Here is an 18420-nt window from a genome sequence, read left to right on the forward strand (position 1 = left end):
CCTCGCCCCGGCGCAGGGGAGGACCACCGCTCAGCGCGACCCCTGCGTGATGGCTCGGCGGATCCGTTTGGCCGAGACCGTCTGCGCGGTGCCCAGCTGCTGGGCGAAGAGATTGACCCGCAGCTCCTCCAGCATCCACTTCACCCCGGCCAGCTGCTCCGGCACCGGCAGCTGGTCGGGCACCGCTTCGATGGCCGTGTCGTACTCGTCCTCCAGCTTCTGGACCAGCGCCATGTCCTGGGCGTCCTTGGTCAGGCCCTGGCCGGCCTCGAGCCGGTCCAGACGCAGTGCCATCGCCTGCAGGTACCGGGGCAGATGCCGCATCTGCGTCTGCCCGGTGGCCGCCACGAAGCCCGGATGCACCAGCACCTCCAGCTGGGCGCGCATGTCGCTGACGGCCGGCTGCAGAGCGGCGGAGCCGGCTGAGTCCAGCCGTGTCCCCAGCTGCGCAGAAGCGGTCAGGACCTTGGCCAGCACGTCGGTGAGGGACAGCACGGTCTCGATGAGCTCTGCACGGGCCTCCCGGGCGACCTGTTCGAACTCGACGGCGCTGAAGGGCAGCTCCGCCGGCACCAGATGGTCCAGGGCCGCGGTGGTGCAGTCGGTGACCAGGGACTCCACGGTCCCGTGCGGGGAGCGGCCGAACGCGAGGCGCTCGCGGTTGCTGAGATGGTCCACCACATAGCGCTGCGGAGAGGGCAGGACCTCGCGCAGCAGTGCGACGACCCCGCGGCGGTGGACCCGGTGCTGGTCGGCGGCGGAGTCCTGGATGGTGCAGTGAACCCCACGGCGTCCCTGCTGCTCCTCCGCCAGGGCCGGATAGCCGGTCACCTCACGACCGCCCACCCCGCGACTGAGCTCCCGAGGCAGGTCGCCGAAGGTCCAGGAGGTCTGCTCCCGCTGGGCGGGCACGGGCGAGGCTCCTGCCGAGGTCTCGGTCCCGGGACCTTCTGCGGCGTGCTGATGCCGCCCGGATCTGCCGGATCTGCCGGAACTGCCCGGCATGGCCTGCGGCGGCACCGAGGCGGCGCCCCGGGAGCCCTGGGGGGAGCCGGGCCGGCCCTCCTCGCGCTTGCCGCCTCCGGCCAGCGACCGACTGATCGCCTCGCGGTTCTGCTGGGCGAAGCGCAGCTGCAGCTCTTCCAGGTCCTGGGAGCTGTCCAGCACCCGTCCGCGCTCGCTGAGCACGGCGTAGGTGAAGCGCAGGTGCGCCGGAAGCCTCCGCAGGTCGAGGGCCTCAGGGTCCACACGCTCGCCGCGCAGCCGCTGAAGCACCGTCGCCAGTGACGGGGCGAGCGGATCCTCTCCGGGGACGAACTCCTGCTCGAGGCGTGTGCGGGCCTGGGCGGCCACGTCCGGGGCCGGCACGAAGTTCTTGCGCAGCTGCTTGGGCATCGACCTGATCAGCTGGGTGATCAGCTCCGTGCGCAGCCCGGGGATCAGCCAGTCGAAGTGAGTGGGCCGCAGCTGGTTGAGGAAGAGGATCGGCACCCGGACGGTGACGCCGTCGGCGGTGGTGCCGCGTCCCTCGCCGCGGCTCCAGGAGTCCGGATTGAACTCGTAGCGCAGCTCGAGGCGCAGGCCGTCGAGGTCCAGGTGTTCGGGGAACGCCTCGACGTCGACGGCCTCGGCACCCTCGCCGAGGACATGATCCTCGGTGAGGTCGAGCAGCTCCGGGGTCTCGTGGCGCTGGTTCTTCCACCAGGAGTCGAAGTGCCGTTGGGAGGTGATGTCCTGCGGCAGCCGCTCGTCGAAGAACGCGAAGAGCATGTCGTCCGAGGCGCGCAGATCGCGCCGTCGAGTGCGGTTCTCCAGCTCCTCGATCTCCTGGAACCGCTCTCGGTTGCGCCGGTCGAAGTGGTGCCGGGTCGTCCAGTCGCCTTCGACGAGCGCGCGCCGGATGAACAGCTCGCGGCTCTGCTCGGCATCGATGCGGCCGAAGAGCACCTGTCGGTCCGCCACCACCGGGACCCCGTAGAGCGTCACCTTCTCGGTGGCCACGGCAGCGCCCTGGCGGGCGGACCAGCGCGGCTCGGAGTGGGTGCGTTTGACCAGGTGCGGGGCGAGCTCCTCGATCCACGTGGGGTCGATGCGCGCGGCTGTCCGAGCCCACAGTCGGGAGGTCTCGACCAGCTCGGCGGCCATGATCCAGTCGTGGGTCCTCTTGAACAGCCCGGAGCCCGGGAAGACGGCGAACCGCGTGCCGCGGGCGCCTTGGTAGTCACGGGTCCGTGGGCTGTACAGGCCGATGTGGCTCAGCAGCCCGGAGAGCAGCGATCGGTGCACCGCGTCGTGCCGTGCCGCCGGCTCCACGGGCATCTGGCTGCGTCGGCGGGGTCGGGTGATCGGTCCCAGGTCCGCCTGTCTCGCGAGATCGGCGAGCTGGACCACCAGATCCTGCCACTCCCGGACCCGCAGGTAGTTCAGATGCTCACGGCGGCACATCTTGCGGAACTGGTTGCCGGAGAGCTCCTGCTGCTGGATGAGCAGATGCTGCCAGAGGTTCAGCAGCGCGGAGAAGTCGGAGGCGTCGTCGGCGAATCGGCGATGCATCTCATCGGCCTGCTGGCGGACGGCGGCCGGGCGCTCGCGCGGGTCCTGGATGGAGAGGCCGGCCACCAGCACGGTGACCTCCTCGAGGCAATCCCGCCGGCCGGCCTCCACCATCATCCGTCCCAGCCGAGGGTCCACCGGCAGCTGCGCCAGGGCACGGCCCACCGGCGTGATCGACCCTCGACGCTCCTGCTCGCCCTGGCGACTCCGGCGCGCGCCCCCGCCCGGGGCCTTGCCGCCGGTGTGCAGTGCGCCCAGCTCGGTGAGGAGCCGGACCGCGTCGGTGACCGCCTTGGCGTCGGGAGGCTGGACGAAGGGGAAGTCGAGGAGGTCCTCAGGGGTGCGGGTGATCCCCATCGAAGACATCTGCAGCAGCACCGAGGCCAGCGAGGTGCGCAGGATCTCCGGATCGGTGAATTCGGGACGCGACTCGAAGTCGCCCTGGGAGTAGAGCCGGATGCAGATGCCGTCGCTGGTGCGGCCACAGCGTCCTGCGCGTTGGTTCGCGCTGGCCTGCGAGATGGCTTCGATGGGCAGCCGCTGGACCTTGGTGCGGGTCGAGTACCGGGAGATGCGGGCTGTGCCGGTGTCGATGACGTATTTGATCCCGGGCACGGTCAGCGACGTCTCGGCGACGTTGGTGGCCAGTACGATCCGTCGCCGACCCCCGGGGGAGAAGACACGCTTCTGCTCGGCCAGCGAGAGCCGGCCGAACAGCGGGAGGATCTCGGCGTCGGCGAGCCGACGGTCGCGCCGGACGACGTCGGCCAGCGCGTCGGCGGCGTCGCGGATCTCCCGTTCTCCCGGGAAGAAGACGAGCATGTCTCCGTCGGGCTCCTCGGCGAGTTCGAGCACGGCGTCGCCGACGGCGTCGATCATGTCCCGCTCCTCGGAGGAGCCTGCACCTGCGGAGTCCTCGTCGAAGGCGTCCTGCTCGCTGGTCTCGACGTCGGGGCGCAGGGACCGGTAGCGGACCTCCACCGGAAAGGTGCGTCCGGAGACCTCGATGATCGGCACCGTGGGCTCGTCCGGGTCAGGGCTGAAGTGGGTCGCGAAGCGCTCCGGATCGATGGTCGCCGAGGTGATGATGACCTTCAGCTCCGGACGCTTCGGCAGGATCGACTTCAGGTACCCGAGGATGACGTCGATGTTGAGGCTGCGCTCGTGGGCCTCGTCGATGAGGATGGCCGAGTACCGGCGCAGCATCGGGTCGCGGCGCAGCTCGGTGAGCAGGATGCCGTCGGTCATCAGCTTCACCGAGCTGGCCTCGGAGACCTCGGAGGTGAAGCGGACCTGGTAGCCGATGTCCTCGCCGATGCCGGTGCCCAGCTCCTCGGCCAGTCGCTCGGCCACAGTGCGGGCGGCCAGTCGGCGGGGCTGGGTGTGCCCGATGATGCCGTCGCGCTGCAGCCCCAGCTCCAGGCACATCTTCGGCAGCTGGGTCGTCTTGCCGGACCCGGTCTCCCCGGCGACGACGACCACCTGATGCTCGCGCAGCGCCTCCAGGATGATCTCGCGCTCGCCGGTCACCGGAAGCTCATCGGGGTAGTTCAGGTCTTCTGCCGTGAAGCTGCGGCGCTCGGGGCCTCGTCGGGACCGACCGCCCTCGCGTCCGGCGTTCGGGCGTGGGGAGCGTCGGGAGGCTGTGCGCGTGGGTTCAGGCATGACGCCTACGAGTCTATCGAGTCCCGGCACGTCGCCGTGCCGGACATCCTCCGGTGTCATCCTCGTGCCGGCGAGGCATCCGTGCGAGCATGTCTAGCGATCGATCTGCCGTCCCGGGGCCCGTGCCCGCGGGGATCGGCACCCGTCTGAGCTGAGGAGGACGACCGTGCGCAGCACCATCGGAGGAGGGGCGTCCCGAGGACCGCTCCAGGGGACGGCCGGCCTGGCGGCCGTGACTCTGCTGCTCAGCGGCTGCGGTGCGGAGCCCGGCGGCGCGGACCAGGACGGCGGAGAGGGTGAGGCGCAGAGCTTCTCCATCGGCATCGCCCAGCCGGTGGCGCATCCTTCGCTCGATGCCACCCGGGAGGGCTTCAAGGAGGCGGTGGAGGATGCCGGTGTGCAGGTCGACTGGGAGGAGCAGAACGCCCAGGGCGACGCCTCCATCGAGGCGACGATCGCCTCCCAGCTCGCGGGCGGCGGTCATGACCTCATCGCCACCATCGCGACCTCGCAGTCCCAGCAGATCGCCACGGCGACCCAGGGCGGTGAGACCCCTGTGCTGTTCATGGTGATCACCGACCCGGAGGCGGCGGGACTGGTGGAGTTCTGGGAGGCTCCGGGCGGGCACATGACCGGCACCTCGGACCTGAACCCCGTCGACGAGCAGCTCGAGCTGATCACCGAGATCGACCCCTCTGTGGAGACGCTGGGCATCCTGTACGCCTCAGGGGAGACCAACTCTCAGGTGCAGGTGGACCTGGCCGAGGCGGCCGCCGAGGATCTCGGGCTGGACATCCGCACCGCCACCGTGACGAACTCCGCCGAGGTCCAGCAGGGCGTGGAGGCGCTCGCCGAGGTCGACGCCCTGTGGATCCCTACCGACAACGTGGTGGTCTCCGCGCTGGAGTCCGTGGTCCAGTTCGGTCAGCAGCAGCAGATCCCCCTCTTCGCCGCTGACGTCGACTCGGTGGATCGCGGAGCGGTGGCCACCTACGGTGTCGATCACCATGCCATCGGCAGGCAGTCCGGACAGATGGCGCTGCGCATCTTGCTGGAGGGGGAGGACCCGGCCACGATGCCCGTGGAGGTGTCCGAGGAGCATGAGCTCCACGTGAACCCGCAGGCGGCCGAACAGATGGGTCTGGAGGTCCCGGAGGAGATCCTGGACGCCGCGGACGTGGTGGTCGGGGAGGGGGACTGAGGCCCGAGCAGTGTTGTGGCGGGCGTCACGGAACCTCGATTAGGCGACCGGCTGAGCTTGTGGTTAGGATGGATATCGCTGTTCGACGGAGTGAACGGAACGAGGCCTGCCGGTGACGGTGGGATAACGGGCCGAGAAGCTTCCTGGATGGCAGCTCGCGCGAGTGGCGGAATTGGTAGACGCGCTGGCTTCAGGTGCCAGTGCCTTCACGGGCGTGGGGGTTCAAGTCCCCCCTCGCGCACGAGCCGACAGAAGGGCCCCGGAGGATGTCCTCCGGGGCCCTTCTGCGTCTGCAGGTGCGGCAGGGAGTGTCTGTGACGGTTGACACACGATCCTCGAATAAATAGTCTCTCGGGAAGACAAAACATGGGGTGGGCCACATCTCGCCGGACGAACGGCGGACCTGGCTCAGGCTGACCAGCGATGAGAGCGCTCCCTCCATGTATGTCTGACCGAGCACTCGAACTCAGGAGGATCACATGCCATCGCAGACCACCACGCGGCGTCTCGCCGCCGCCCTGTGCGCCGGGCTGTTGACGGTGTCGTTGGGCGCGGTCGCCGCGCAGCCGGCTGCGGCCTACGCCCCCGACGGCGCGCAGGAGCAGGGCGCCCCGGGGAACTCGGGGAACGTGGGGCGGCCGGACAGCCCGGGGAACTCAGGAAACGCCGGACGGCCGGACAGCCCGGGGAACTCGGGGAACGCCGGACGGCCTGAGAACCCTGGCAAGCCGGACAATCCCGGGCGCCCCGGAGACGGGAACGACGCCGAAGACGGCCAGTGCGCCTTCGCCCCTGAGGGCGGACGCACCGCCTATGAGGCCGACCGCGACTCGCTCAGGGCCCACAGTGACGACGACATCCGCATCGGCAACGTGGCCGCAGGAGGCGGCCACCACTCCGACGAGGAATACCCGGACCCCTTCCCGGATGACGCGGACTATCGACAGCACCTGGCCGAGGAATATTCCTCGATCACCCATGAGAACTACCTGAAATGGGAGTTCGTCCAGCCTGAGGAGGGCGTCTACGACTTCGAGGCCGCCGACGCCGTCGTGCAGCTCGCCCAGGCGCATGACATGGATGTCCGTGGCCACGCGCTGTCCTGGCACTCGCAGAACCCCGACTGGTTGGAGGAGGGTGACCACAGCCCCGAGGAGCTCCGGGAGATCCTGGAGGACCATGTGCGCACCGTGGTCTCCCGCTACGCCGGCTGCATCCAGCAGTGGGACGTCGCCAACGAGATCTTCGGCGACGACGCCGACGCCACCATCCGCGACGACGAGAACATCTGGATCCGTGAACTCGGCGTCGAGATCCTCGACGACATCTTCCGCTGGGCCCATGAGGAGGATCCTGAGGCGCTGCTGTTCTACAACGACTACAACGTCGACGGCATCAATGCGAAGTCCGACGCCTACTACGATCTGGTCCAGGAGCAGCTGGACCGCGGAGTGCCGGTGCATGGCTTCGGCGCCCAGACCCACTTGAGCATGCAGTACGGCTTCGATGAGACATACCAGGACAACCTCGAGCGATTCGACGCCCTCGGACTGCACACCGCGGTGACCGAGATCGACGTCCGCGGAGAGGTCGATGAGGGTGACCGGATGAGCGCCGCGGACCGCGCGGGCGCGGCCGAGAGGTTCGAGACCGTCCTGCAGGTGTGCCTCGAGGTGGAGAACTGCAACTCGTTCACCGTCTGGGGCACGCTGGACGCCCACAGCTGGGTGCCCAACACATTCCCAGGCGAAGGCGACGCCACTCTCCACGAGGGGGACTACGAGCGCAAGCCGACCTACTGCATCATCCAGCGCACACTGGTCGAGCATGCCGAGGGCGCCGAGGTCTGGGACCAGGACGCCGCTTTCGAGCAGTGCCGCGGGCTCCTCGAGCAGGCCGGCGTCTGAACCGCCACCACCGTCGGTGACGATCATCGGGGGGGGGGGGGGGGGTGAAGGCTCAGCGGGTGGCGAGGAGCGCCGGGACCCTCGCCGCCCGCTGCCGGCTCAGGACTCGCCTGCCTCCAGGCGGCGCTTCACGTCCGCGGCATACCGGTCCACGTACTCCTGTCCGGAGAGCCTCATGATCTGGTACATGATCTCGTCGGTGACCGCCCGTTGGGCGAAACGGTCCTCCGCATTGTCGTGATAGGCCTCGAAGGTCAGCGGCTCCCCGATGATGAGCCCGACCCGGCGGATGGAGGGCACCTTCTTGCCGATCGGCTGCACCTTGTCCGTGCCGATCATCGCCACCGGGATCACCGGCACCTGCGTGCGCAGCGCGAGTCGCGCCACGCCGAGCTTGCCGCGGTAGAGGCGACCGTCCGGGCTGCGGGTGCCCTCGGGGTAGATCCCCAGCAGTGCGCCCTCGCGCAGGGCCTTCTCCCCGGCGTCCAGAGAGTCCTGGCTGGCGCGTCCACCGGAGCGGTCCATCGGGATCTGGCCGGTGATGTCGAAGAACTTCCGGGTCACCCAGCCGGTGGCGCCCCTCTTCACGAAATAGTCCTTCTTGGCCAGGAACCGCACGGGACGCGGCACCTTCACCGGCATGAACACCGAGTCGGAGAAGGACAGGTGGTTGGAGGCCAGGATGGCGGGACCGTCCTCGGGGATGTTGTCCAGCCCTTTGACCCAGGGGCGGAAGAGGGCGTTGACCGCAGGGGCGACGGCGAAGGTCTTCGCGACGTAGTAGAACACGAGCCGGGGCGTCCTTCCTCGGAGCGGGGGCCACGGCAGGCAGGCCGGGCCCGCGGGAGGTCTGTCAGGCAGGCCGGCCGGAAGCGGGTCCGTCCGGGGCGGCCGTGCTCCACTCTAGACCGTGGGCCTGCGGCTACTGTGGTGCCATGCCCCACCGGACACTCGATGCCCCGACCGTTCACCAGGCCTCTCGCGGACCGGTCCCCGCCCCCGGCATGCCGGGGGTGCTGCTGCTCCACGGATTCACCTCCACGCCGGCGTCCATGGCGCCGGTGGCCGGGGTGATCCGCGACGCCGGCTGTGCGGTGCACGTGCCGATGCTGCCGGGCCACGGCACGCGCTGGCAGGATCTCAACACCACCTCCGCCGAGCAGATCCTGCGGGCAGCGCTGGCCGGGTGGGATCGGCTGGCTGCGAGACGTCGGGAGGTCGCCGTCGTCGGGCTCTCCATGGGAGGTGCCCTCGCGCTCCATGTGGCCGCGCGGCGGAGCCCCTCTGCCGTGGTCGCCATCAATCCGTGCCTGCGGCTGAAGCCCTTCCAGCTGACGCTGGCGCGGCTTCTGGGCGGGGTGCTGCCCTCCACGACGCCGGTGGGCGGGGACATCGCCAGGCCAGGGACGGTGGAGGAGGCCTATGACCGCACTCCGGTGCGCGCGGTGGCGACTCTGGGGCGGCTGATCGCACAGGTCCGCGGTGAGCTGGACGACGTCCGCGCCCCGGTCCTGCTGCTCCGGTCGGCGAGGGACAATGTCCTTCCGCGCTCTTCAGCGGATACTCTGGTGAACAACATGGATCCAGGGCAGCTGACGGAGGTCGTGCTGGAACGCTCGCTGCACGTCGCCACCCTGGACCACGACGCCGACGCCGTCGGCTGGCGCACGCTCGAATTCCTGCGCGACGCCGCGAGGTCGGGCGAGCCGCAGGCAGGCCCATGATGCAGTTACCTTCAGGGGAGGACGAATGACCCGCCACCGCGACGACGATCCCAGTGCGATCTTCAGCCGTCGGGGATCCTCTCGGCCCGTGAGCGGCTCGGGGCCGGGGCCCCGGGACTGGTCCGTGGACGAGGATTCGCTCGATGAGATCGATGACTTCAGACCGCCCAACCCGAAGAGCCCGCTGGCCGGGGCCAAGCCCGCCGTCGTGCTCGGTGTGGTGCTCGCCGTCGGAGGGCTGCTGGCGCTGCTGCTGCTCACCTGGCTCCCCATGACGATTCCCTCCTGGGCTGCTCCGGCGCTGATCGGCGTCACGCTGGTCGGTCTGGTGACGCTGTTCCTGCAGATGCCGCGGAGCCGCACGGGGTCCGGTGACGGGGCACAGGTCTGAGCCGCCGGAGGGATTCCATGACCTTGTGGACAGCAGCCCCTCCCGGTCATTACTGTGAGTCGGGCCACATTGTAGTTACCATCAAGTAGTGCCCCACGCCGTGAGGTGGTGCCGAGCACCTGGCCCCACTGCAGCGGTCCGTCGACAGAGGAGTCCAGTCGTGAAGGAATTCGCCGCCCCGCCGGTCATCGAGGTCCCTGCCGAGCTCAACATCACCGACCTGCTCGAACGCCAGGTGGAGGCGGACTCCGCGAACGTGCTCTTCGGCCGCCAGCTCAGCCCCGGTGAGTGGACTGACGTCACCGCCGGGCAGTTCCGGGAGGACGTCGTCGCTCTCGCCAAGGGTCTGGTGGCCCGCGAGATCCAGGAGGGGGATCGGGTGGCCATCATGGCCCCCACGCGGTACGAGTGGACCCTGCTGGACTTCGCCATCTGGTACGCGGGTGCGGTGACCGTGCCGATCTATGAGACCTCCTCGCCCTCCCAGGTCGCCTGGATCGTGGAGGACTCCGGAGCGCGTCTGGTCTTCGTCGACAGCGCTCCGCACGAGAAGGTCGTGGACCGCGCCGTCTCCCAGGAGAAGCTGGAGAGCGTCAGCGGGGTGCTTCGTCTCGACAATGACGATCTCGACTCCCTCCGGGCCGCCGGTGCCGAGGTCGAGGACGCGGAGATCGAGCGACGCCGCTCCCGGGCCGGCCTGTCCGAGCTGGCCACCATCATCTACACCTCGGGCACCACCGGGCGGCCCAAGGGGTGCGAGCTCACCCATGGGAACTTCACCGAGCTGTCCCTGCAGACCACCAAGTCGCTGGCGCATGTGGTGAATAAGGACTCCTCCACGGTGATGTTCATCCCGCTGGCGCACGTCTTCGCCCGGTTCATCTCGGTGCTGTGCGTGGCGGCCGGCGCCCGTGTCGGCCACACCGCCGACATCAAAGACCTCGTCGATGACCTGGGTACCTTCCGTCCGACCTTCCTGCTGGCCGTGCCGCGCGTGTTCGAGAAGATCTACAACGCAGCCATGATGAAGGCCGAGGGCGACGGCAAGGGCGCCATCTTCGCGAAGGCCGCCCAGACAGCGATCGACTGGTCCAAGGCCCAGGAGGCCGGCAAGGTTCCCTTCGTGCTCGGCATGAAGCACAAGCTGTTCTCGAAGCTGGTCTACTCCAAGCTGCATGCCCGCATGGGCGGGCGCGTCACCCACGCGGTCTCCGGAGGAAGTCCGCTGGGTGCCCGGCTGGGTCACTTCTTCCATGGCATCGGGGTGATGATCATGGAGGGTTACGGGCTCACCGAGACCACGGCGCCGATCACCGTGAACACCCCGGAGAAGTTCAGGATCGGATCCGTCGGGGTCCCGCTGCCGGGATGTGCGGTCAGGATCGCCGACGACGGCGAGGTGCTCGGCAAGGGCGTGTGCGTCTTCTCCGGCTACCGCAACCGCCCGGAGCTCAAGGACGAGGCGTTCACCGAGGACGGCTGGTTCCGCACCGGCGACATCGGTTCGCTGGACGATGACGGCTTCCTGACCATCACCGGTCGCAAGAAGGAGATCCTGGTGACCGCGTCCGGGAAGAACGTGGCGCCGGCCCAGCTCGAGGACCAGATCCGTGCTGACGCAGTCGTCTCCCAGGTGGTCGTGGTGGGCGACGCGCGGCCGTTCGTGGCCGCGCTGATCACGCTGGACCCCGAGACCCTGCCGCAGTGGCTCCAGCGGCACGGCATCGACCCGCAGACGCCGATGAGCGAGCTCATCACCCGCGACGAGATCCTCACCCATGTGCAGTCGGTGATCGATCGTGCCAACGAGTCCGTCTCCCGTGCCGAGTCGATCCGCACCTTCAGGCTGCTGGAGGAAGACTTCACGATCGAGTCCGGGCACCTGACCCCTTCGATGAAGATCAAGCGTCCCAGCGTGATGAAGGACTACTCCGACGTCGTCGACGACCTCTACTCCGAGGCCGCGGCCGGACGTGAGAGCTGAGCGGGACCGGTGGGGCCCACTGCGGCTGTGGCGCGTCAGTCCAGCATCTGGACCGAGCGCCCCCCGCATTGGGTCGACCCGCGGTGTGAGCCTTAGGCTTATGACGTGACTACTACGCCAGAGAAGACCTCCGTCCAGACCCCGTTGACCGCGCCCGGAGAGATCCTCCACACCGGTGCCGCCGACTATCCGGGTCTCGACGAGTGGCGTCGGCTGCCCATCCGGCAGCAGCCGGACTGGCGTGATCATCCCGACTTCGACTCCGCCGTCGACGAGCTCTCCTCCAACCCCCCGCTGGTCTTCGCCGGGGAGGTGGACAAGCTCAAGCGCCGACTGGCCAAGGTCGCCTCCGGGGAGGCCTTCCTCCTGCAGGGCGGGGATTGTGCGGAGACCTTCGCCGGAGCCACCGCGGACAAGATCAGCGCCCGAGTGAAGACCCTGCTGCAGATGGCGGTGGTGCTCACCTACGGCGCCTCCCTGCCGGTGGTGAAGATGGGCCGCATGGCGGGCCAGTTCGCCAAACCGCGCTCCTCGGACATGGAGACACGCGGAGACGTGACCCTGCCGAGCTTCCGCGGCGAGATCATCAACGGCTTCGACTTCACCGAGGACTCCCGCATCCCGGACCCGAAGCGCATGGTGCGTGCCTACAACACGTCCGCCGCCACGCTGAACCTCGTGCGGGCCTTCACCGAGGGCGGTTTCGCCGACCTGCGGGCGGTCCAGCAGTGGAACAAGGGTTTCATGGACAACCCGGCGCATGCCCGCTATGAGTCCATCGCCGGCGAGATCGACCGCGCCGTGCGGTTCATGGAGGCCTGCGGTGCAGATTTCGACGCGTTGAAGCGCACCGAGTTCTACGCGGCTCACGAAGCTCTGCTGCTGGACTACGAGCGGGCGCTGACCCGCATCGACTCCCGCACCGGCGAGCCCTACGTGACCTCCGGCCATTTCGTGTGGATCGGGGAGCGCACGCGGGAACTCGACGGCGCCCATGTGGACTACCTCTCCCGTGTGCACAACCCGTTGGGCGTGAAGCTCGGGCCGAAGACCACAGTGGAGGACCTGCTGGCGCTCATCGAGAAGCTCGACCCGCAGCGTGAGCCGGGCCGCCTGACCTTCATCACCCGGATGGGCGCGAAGAACATCCGTGAGAAGCTTCCCCCGCTGGTCGAAGCCGTGCGCGACTCCGGAGCCAAGGTCGTCTGGGTCACGGACCCGATGCACGGCAACACGATCACGGCCAAGAACGGGTACAAGACGCGTCAGTTCGACGATGTCATGGACGAGGTGCGCGGGTTCTTCGAGGTGCACCGCTCGCTGGGGACCTACCCCGGCGGCCTGCACGTGGAGATGACCGGTGACGACGTCGCCGAGTGCCTGGGCGGCTCTGACATCATCGACGAGTCAGCCTTCGACGCCCGCTACGAGTCGCTGTGCGACCCGCGGCTGAACCACAAGCAGTCCCTGGAGATGGCCTTCCTCGTGGCGGAGGCGCTCACCCAGGTGGAGTGAGCCTCGGCCCTCTTCGCAGCCTCAGTCGCCTCGGAGCGCCCCGGCCACCATGGTGGGGAGTTCCGAGGCGTCGCTGTGTCCGAGGCTGGGGATGATCTCTGGGCTCAGCCCCAGGTACCAGGCGAAGAGCACCAGCAGGGCGGTGCAGATCATCACGACGGCGATGGTCAGCCACGTGCGCGTGGGGGTCGGTCGGGACAGCTCCACAGTGGGGCGCTGACGACGGCGTCGCTCGTCGCCGGGCTGCTCACCGCGGCGGCGCACCCAGGCGGCGGGCCCGCGCCCCGAGGCCGGTTCGTCCCGGGATTCCTGCTCGCCACGGCGCAACGGACGCAGGGGCCCGACGGCGGAGAACTCCGAGGTCTCCTCAGCGCTCAGTGCCGCGGAGCCGGCGGGCCGGTGCAGGGCGTCGGTCGGGCCGGCCGGGGCCGTCTCTGTGCCGGAGGGCCGTTCCGGACCGGGCGCAGCAGCGAGCACCGTGGTGGCGTCGTCCCCCTCGGGCGCCCCGACGGCACCATCGGGCTCATGAGAGACCACGGGGCCCTGCCATGGGGCGTGCTGCTGCCCGGGGTCCGGTGAGCGGAAGGCCTCGGTGGGGACCTCCGCGACGGTCTGCCGTTCATCCTCCTCCAGCGTGCTTCCGGCACGGGCGTGCAGCAGGGCGGCGGCGACGTCGTCGTCCCACGCATCGGCCTCCACCCGAGTGGGGAACTCCTCCTGGGGCCCCCACGCGGCGGTGGCGCCCTCATCGGCGCTCTCCAAACCACCCTCGGCGGAGGCCTGGCCCGCGGCCGCAGCTGCGTGCCGCTGCTCGGCCGGGGCTGCTCCGGCCTCGGCGCCCGGAAGCACAGCCGTCCCGTCGGGCGTTCCGCCGTCGTGCGTCTCTTCTCCCGCGGGGTGCTCCTGGGGAGGAATGTGGTCGAGGTCCTCCTCGCGGAGTTCCGCACGGCACCGGCGTACCAGGGCGAGGAGCTCGTCGGCGTGCTTGGGACGCTCCTCGACCGCGGGACGCGTGGCCGCCCGGACGACCTCGTCCAGCGCCGGGGAGAGCCCGGGAACTGCGGCAGAGGGTGCCGGCACCGTGGAGTTCACGTGCTGGAAGGCCACACGGACCGGGGAGTCCCCGGTGTAGGGCTGCACCCCGGTGAGCATCTCGTAGAGCAGGATCCCGACGGCATAGATGTCGGCGCGCTCGTCGGCACCTTCACCGGAGAGCAGCTCAGGTGAGATGTAGGCGACCGTCCCCATCAGCGTGCTGGTGCCGGAGTGGTGCGTGGCGGCCCGGGCGAGGCCGAAGTCGGCGAGCTTGATGCGCCCATCCCGAGAGACCAGCACGTTCTCCGGCTTGATGTCGCGGTGGACGAGACCGGCTCTGTGGGCGGCGCCGAGCCCGTGGAGGATGGCTTCGGTGTAGGTCAGCGCCAGGCGAGGGGTCATCGGGCCGCGCTTGAGCAGGGTGCGCAGCGTCGCCCCGGGCACGTGCTCCATGACGAGGTAAGCCGTCTCACGGGTCTGCCCCTGGTCCAGGACCTGGACGACGTGGGGATGAGAGATCAGGGCGGCGTTGCGGGCCTCCTGCTCGAAGCGCTCGACGACCTTGCGATCCTCGGCCAGATGGGGGAACAGCACCTTGAGCGCCACGTGGCGGCCCAGACGCGCGTCACGGGCCAGGTAGACCGTCGACATGCCGCCGCGGGCCACCCGGTCTTCGATCTCGTAGCGTCCGTCGACGGTGGTGCCGATCCACGGATCTGACTGTTCGGTGCTCACCTGGTCCAGCCTAGCGAAGACTCGGGGCTGCTCACCTGCTGCGCCGCACCAGACGGTCGCTGACATCCTGCAGGTCCGTCAGGACGTCTTCGGCCACGCCCGCCTCGCGCAGTCGGCGCACCTCCTCGTGGCTGCGCTCCAGGAGCGACTCGATGCTGCGCTCGACCTCCGCGACGGCGCCGGCGTCGGTGAGGATCTCCCGCGCGCGCTCCACGGATGCGGCAGAGAGCTCAGGGTCACCGAGCATCGCCTCCAGTTCGCGCGCCGCGGGTGCGGGGGAGCGGAAGAGTCCGTAGGCGACCAGCTCGGTCCGCTTGCCCTCGCGCAGGTCGTCACCCACCGGTTTGCCGGTGGTCTCGGGGTCGCCGAAGACGCCGAGCAGATCGTCCCGGAGCTGGAAGGCCTCGCCCACGGGCAGGGCGGCCGCGGCCAGGAGCCGGCGCAGGGGTTCCTGCGCGCCGGCCAGCGCGGCGCCCAGGACCACGGGGTGCTCAGTGGAGTATCGGGCTGCTTTGTAGCGCAGCACCTGGCGGGCACGGACGACGGCCTGGCCTTCGTCCTCGGCAGCGGGGGCCACCTCGGCGTGGACGTCGAGATACTGCCCGGTGATCACCTGGGTGTGCATCTGCTGGAAGCTGCGGCGCGCGGCGGCCAGCGCCTCCTCGGCGCCGTGCCGGTCCCGGGCGGCCGCCTCCGCCCCGGCGAAAGCCTCGCCTGCCCAGGAGAGCGCCAGGTCGCCCGCCAGGATCGCCCCGGAGGTTCCGAAGTGCACCGGATCTCCGGTGAACGCCTGCTGGCCGTGGAGCGTCTCGAAGCGCCGGTGGGTGCTCGGCTGGCCGCGGCGAGTCGCCGAGCGGTCGATGACGTCGTCGTGGACCAGCGCCGCTGCCTGGAAGAGCTCGAGGGAGACGGTGAGACGGTCCAATGCCGGGTGCGAGCCCGCCTCGCCCCCGGCCGCCCTCCAGCCGATCCAGGCGAGCACCGGACGCAGCCGCTTGCCTCCGCGGGTCAGCGCCGCCAGCGTCTCGACCAGGGGTGCGGCGTCCGGGGAGATCTCGGCGACCTCGAGTCGCCGCTCGTCCACGTGGTGGGTGCAGCAGGTCGTGACGTGGGCGATGAAGTCCGGGGTCCGCATCCGGGGTGGCCTCCTGGGGTCGGGACGTAGTGACCGCTGGGCACCGAGGCGCCGGGACGGCGGTTGCCAGCCTATCCCGTCGAGTCGCTGTCGGGTTCCGGGTCAGAGCAGCTGAGTACCCTGGGAGCATGCACGAAGGAACTCCCTCGCGGCAGGACCGGCGGCCGCGGATCCTGGCGCATGTGGACATGGACGCCTACTTCGTCGAGGTCGAGCTTCTGGAGCGGCCGGAGCTGCGCGGACGCAAGCTCATCGTGGCCCAGGACTCGGGGCGCTCAGTGGTGCTCTCGGCGTCCTATGAGGCGAGGGCCGACGGTGTGCGCTCGGCGATGCCGCTGGGACGCGCCCGGCAGCTGAGCCCGCGCGCCCTGATCCTGCCCCCGCATCCGTTGCGGTACCGGGAGTTCTCGCTGCGGATCATGGAGTACTTCGGCACGGTGACCGATGCCGTCGAGCAGCTCAGCGTCGATGAGGCGTTCCTGGACCTGACCGGAGCCCGGCGACGGCTGGGGACGCCGGAGGAGATCGGCCGGACCATCCGCCGCGAGGTCCGGGAACAGTTCGGGCTGCCCTGCACCGTGGGCATCGCCGATCGCAAGTTCATCGCGAAGATCGCGTCGACCCGGGCCAAGCCTGACGGACTGCTCGTGGTGCCGCCGTCGCAGCGGCTCGATTTTCTGCACAGCCTGCCGGTCCGGGCGCTCTGGGGCGTGGGCGGTACCACCGCTGCCGCGCTGGAGCAGCTCGGAATCAGCACCGTGCGTCAGCTGGCAGAGACCCCGGAGGATCTGCTGCGTCGACGTTTCGGCGTCACCGGCTCACACCTGCGTCGGCTGGCCTGGGGAGATGACGAGCGGACGGTGCAGCCCCACCGGGAGGAGAAGAGCATCGGGGCGGAGGAGACCTTCGCTCAGGACGTCTCCTCCACCGCGGAGCTCCACGAGGAGATCCTGCGCCTGAGCCATCGGATCGCGGCCCGGCTGCGCGCCGCGGGGATGTCGGCCCAGGGCATCAGCCTGAAGCTGCGCTACCGGGACTTCGAGACGCTCACCCGCAGTGCGACGTTGACCCACCCCACCCAGTCTGCCCTGACCATCCGTTCCCGGGCGGCGGTGCTTCTGGATCGGCTCGGTCCGCGGGCTCAGCCGGTGCGGCTGATCGGAATCCGCGCCGAGCGGCTCCATCACGACGGCGGAGCGCTGCAGCTCAGCTTCGACCGGGCTGAGACCAACTGGATCGATGCCGAGAACGTGCTCGACGCCGTCGCACGTCGCTTCCCCAGCGCCGCGGTGGGTCCGGCGTCGCTCCTGCGGTCGGAGAGCGGGGGGCGGGAGGACACCGATGCTGCCGACGATCGGAGCAGCGCTCCGGACGACGTCGGCTGAGCTCGTCCCCTGCGGGGTCCAGGGAGAGCGGGTGACCCGGCGGCGTCACGATGTCGCAGGGGTTCGTGACCGGTGGCATCCAGCTCCGACGTGCGCGGAAGTTGAACCTGGACGTCAGCTGAACACTCGGTCACAGCACTGTCACAGGACGGATCACAGCTAGGTCTCGGGCCCGCCGAGACGGTAGAATGATATTCCAGGCGAACCTGCTTGGACCCTGTGCGAAGAAGGACGCCCAGGGACAGCGACCGCCGGCGACTGCAAGGAGCGTCACGATGCCACTCTCGGAGCGAGAACAGCGCATGCTGAAGGAACTGGAGGAGCAGCTCCAGTCCGAGGACCCCGGTTTCGCGACGTCGATGCAGGAGGCGCCCACCGGGAAGGTCAACATCCGGAATCTGGTGCTCGGGCTCCTGATCGCCGTCCTCGGTCTCGTCGTCCTGCTCTTCAGCATCTACAGCCAGTGGATCCCCGTCGGGGTCGTCGGCTTCCTCGTCATGGGTGCCGGTGTCTATTTCGCGACCACCGGAGGCACCGGGGCGGGATCGTCCCGGGGAGGTTCCGGAGGGAACGGCGGCGGCGGAGGCGGGGGAGGTCCCCGTGGCACGACACCCAGCCCCTCGGGCTCATTCATGAGCGGACTCGAGCAGCGTTGGGAGGAGCGCCGCCGCCAGGACTGATCGTCCTGGTCCGGCCCACGCCCTGATCTCGCGCGACCCGCTGGGTGGCGCGGCGCCCCTCGCTCTGGTGGCCCTTGTGGCCTGAAAGATTCTCGAAGCCCTCCTGGGAGATCCTCCCGGAGGGCTTCGCTGTGTCCGGCGATCGCCGGGCGTCGGCGTCGGATGAGTGGGGGCGGGCCCGCGGGCCCGCCCCCACTGATGGTGACCGGTGTCCTCCACTTCCCACCACGCGAGTCTCCACTTCCCACCACGAGGGTCCCCACTTCCCACCACAGGCGGTCCACCGCTGCCCTCCGGCGACGCCGTGAGGGCCCCCCGAACGGCCCGACCTCGCCGCGGCGCCCCACCTCCCACCACCTCCTGCTGTTCCATGAAACTCCATGTCAGCGCGATGCGACGGTGGAGTCAGACGGATCTCCCCGGGGTGGCATGGGGCATGTGGGTTGAAAGTGGGGGGAAGTGGGGTAAAGTGGAGGGCGTGAGAGGGAAGAGGGTTCCTGGAGGGCGATT

General features: G+C 69.6%; 12 protein-coding genes and 1 tRNA gene. 9 read left to right on the forward strand and 4 right to left on the reverse strand.

Annotation, left to right across the window (positions count from 1 at the left end; genetic code table 11):
• Nucleotides 1-30: 30 nt before the first annotated feature.
• Nucleotides 31-4218, reverse strand: a complete 4188-nt coding sequence (gene hrpA, locus HNR09_RS13305; RefSeq protein ID WP_179542482.1) for an ATP-dependent RNA helicase HrpA — start codon at nucleotides 4216-4218, stop codon at nucleotides 31-33.
• Nucleotides 4219-4384: 166 nt separating this feature from the next.
• On the opposite strand from hrpA, the gene HNR09_RS13310 reads away from it, so the two are divergent.
• The 3 genes from HNR09_RS13310 (at nucleotide 4385) to HNR09_RS13320 (ending at nucleotide 7326) form a co-directional block, all read left to right on the forward strand.
• Entirely contained in the window at nucleotides 4385-5419 is a 1035-nt protein-coding gene (locus HNR09_RS13310) for an ABC transporter substrate-binding protein (RefSeq protein ID WP_343047550.1), read from the forward strand.
• 157 nt (nucleotides 5420-5576) lie between these two features.
• Nucleotides 5577-5660: transfer RNA gene (locus tag HNR09_RS13315), tRNA-Leu, on the forward strand.
• Nucleotides 5661-5898: 238 nt separating this feature from the next.
• The gene (locus HNR09_RS13320; RefSeq protein WP_179542483.1) at nucleotides 5899-7326 is read left to right on the forward strand and encodes an endo-1,4-beta-xylanase; all 1428 of its coding nucleotides are present in this window, start codon (nucleotides 5899-5901) and stop codon (nucleotides 7324-7326) included.
• A gap of 99 nt (nucleotides 7327-7425) precedes the next feature.
• Here the strand turns inward: HNR09_RS13320 and HNR09_RS13325 are convergent, their stop codons facing one another.
• The gene (locus HNR09_RS13325; RefSeq protein ID WP_179542484.1) at nucleotides 7426-8115 is read right to left on the reverse strand and encodes a 1-acyl-sn-glycerol-3-phosphate acyltransferase; all 690 of its coding nucleotides are present in this window, start codon (nucleotides 8113-8115) and stop codon (nucleotides 7426-7428) included.
• Between the two features lie 146 nt (nucleotides 8116-8261).
• Here HNR09_RS13325 and HNR09_RS13330 point away from each other — a divergent pair, with 146 nt between their 5' ends.
• The 4 genes from HNR09_RS13330 (at nucleotide 8262) to HNR09_RS13345 (ending at nucleotide 12940) form a co-directional block, all read left to right on the forward strand.
• Nucleotides 8262-9050: an alpha/beta hydrolase gene (locus tag HNR09_RS13330; protein WP_179542485.1), complete on the forward strand. Its 789-nt coding sequence runs from the start codon at nucleotides 8262-8264 to the stop codon at nucleotides 9048-9050.
• 25 nt (nucleotides 9051-9075) lie between these two features.
• Nucleotides 9076-9441: a hypothetical protein gene (locus tag HNR09_RS13335; protein ID WP_179542486.1), complete on the forward strand. Its 366-nt coding sequence runs from the start codon at nucleotides 9076-9078 to the stop codon at nucleotides 9439-9441.
• Nucleotides 9442-9601: 160 nt separating this feature from the next.
• Nucleotides 9602-11425 carry an AMP-binding protein gene (locus HNR09_RS13340; protein WP_179542487.1) on the forward strand — a complete coding sequence of 608 codons (1824 nt, stop codon included), beginning with the start codon at nucleotides 9602-9604 and terminating at the stop codon, nucleotides 11423-11425.
• 144 nt (nucleotides 11426-11569) lie between these two features.
• Nucleotides 11570-12940 carry a class II 3-deoxy-7-phosphoheptulonate synthase gene (locus HNR09_RS13345; protein WP_179543204.1) on the forward strand — a complete coding sequence of 457 codons (1371 nt, stop codon included), beginning with the start codon at nucleotides 11570-11572 and terminating at the stop codon, nucleotides 12938-12940.
• Between the two features lie 21 nt (nucleotides 12941-12961).
• Here HNR09_RS13345 and HNR09_RS13350 read toward each other — a convergent pair whose 3' ends face one another.
• The gene (locus HNR09_RS13350) at nucleotides 12962-14710 is read right to left on the reverse strand and encodes a protein kinase domain-containing protein (protein ID WP_343047551.1); all 1749 of its coding nucleotides are present in this window, start codon (nucleotides 14708-14710) and stop codon (nucleotides 12962-12964) included.
• Between the two features lie 31 nt (nucleotides 14711-14741).
• The gene (locus HNR09_RS13355; protein WP_179542489.1) at nucleotides 14742-15845 is read right to left on the reverse strand and encodes a polyprenyl synthetase family protein; all 1104 of its coding nucleotides are present in this window, start codon (nucleotides 15843-15845) and stop codon (nucleotides 14742-14744) included.
• A 128-nt stretch (nucleotides 15846-15973) separates the two neighbouring features.
• Between HNR09_RS13355 and dinB the strand changes: the two genes are divergently transcribed.
• Both dinB and HNR09_RS13365 read left to right on the forward strand, forming a co-directional pair.
• The gene (gene dinB / locus HNR09_RS13360; RefSeq protein WP_179542490.1) at nucleotides 15974-17230 is read left to right on the forward strand and encodes a DNA polymerase IV; all 1257 of its coding nucleotides are present in this window, start codon (nucleotides 15974-15976) and stop codon (nucleotides 17228-17230) included.
• A gap of 275 nt (nucleotides 17231-17505) precedes the next feature.
• A complete protein-coding gene (locus HNR09_RS13365) occupies nucleotides 17506-17910 on the forward strand; it encodes a DUF3040 domain-containing protein (RefSeq protein WP_179542491.1) in 405 nt (134 codons plus the stop codon).
• Nucleotides 17911-18420 lie beyond the last annotated feature (510 nt).

The sequence above is a fragment of the Nesterenkonia xinjiangensis genome (assembly GCF_013410745.1).
Lineage (GTDB): Bacteria > Actinomycetota > Actinomycetes > Actinomycetales > Micrococcaceae > Nesterenkonia > Nesterenkonia xinjiangensis.

Excerpts from the sequence above, each read along its gene's own strand:
- HNR09_RS13320 (WP_179542483.1), top strand. The coding sequence starts at position 5,899 with ATGCCATCGCAGACCACCACGCGGCGTCTCGCCGCCGCCCTGTGCGCC.
- HNR09_RS13330 (WP_179542485.1), top strand. The coding sequence starts at position 8,262 with ATGCCCCACCGGACACTCGATGCCCCGACCGTTCACCAGGCCTCTCGC.
- HNR09_RS13365 (WP_179542491.1), top strand. The coding sequence starts at position 17,506 with ATGCCACTCTCGGAGCGAGAACAGCGCATGCTGAAGGAACTGGAGGAG.
- HNR09_RS13355 (WP_179542489.1), bottom strand. The coding sequence starts at position 15,845 with ATGCGGACCCCGGACTTCATCGCCCACGTCACGACCTGCTGCACCCAC.
- dinB (WP_179542490.1), top strand. The coding sequence starts at position 15,974 with ATGCACGAAGGAACTCCCTCGCGGCAGGACCGGCGGCCGCGGATCCTG.
- hrpA (WP_179542482.1), bottom strand. The coding sequence starts at position 4,218 with ATGCCTGAACCCACGCGCACAGCCTCCCGACGCTCCCCACGCCCGAAC.
- HNR09_RS13335 (WP_179542486.1), top strand. The coding sequence starts at position 9,076 with ATGACCCGCCACCGCGACGACGATCCCAGTGCGATCTTCAGCCGTCGG.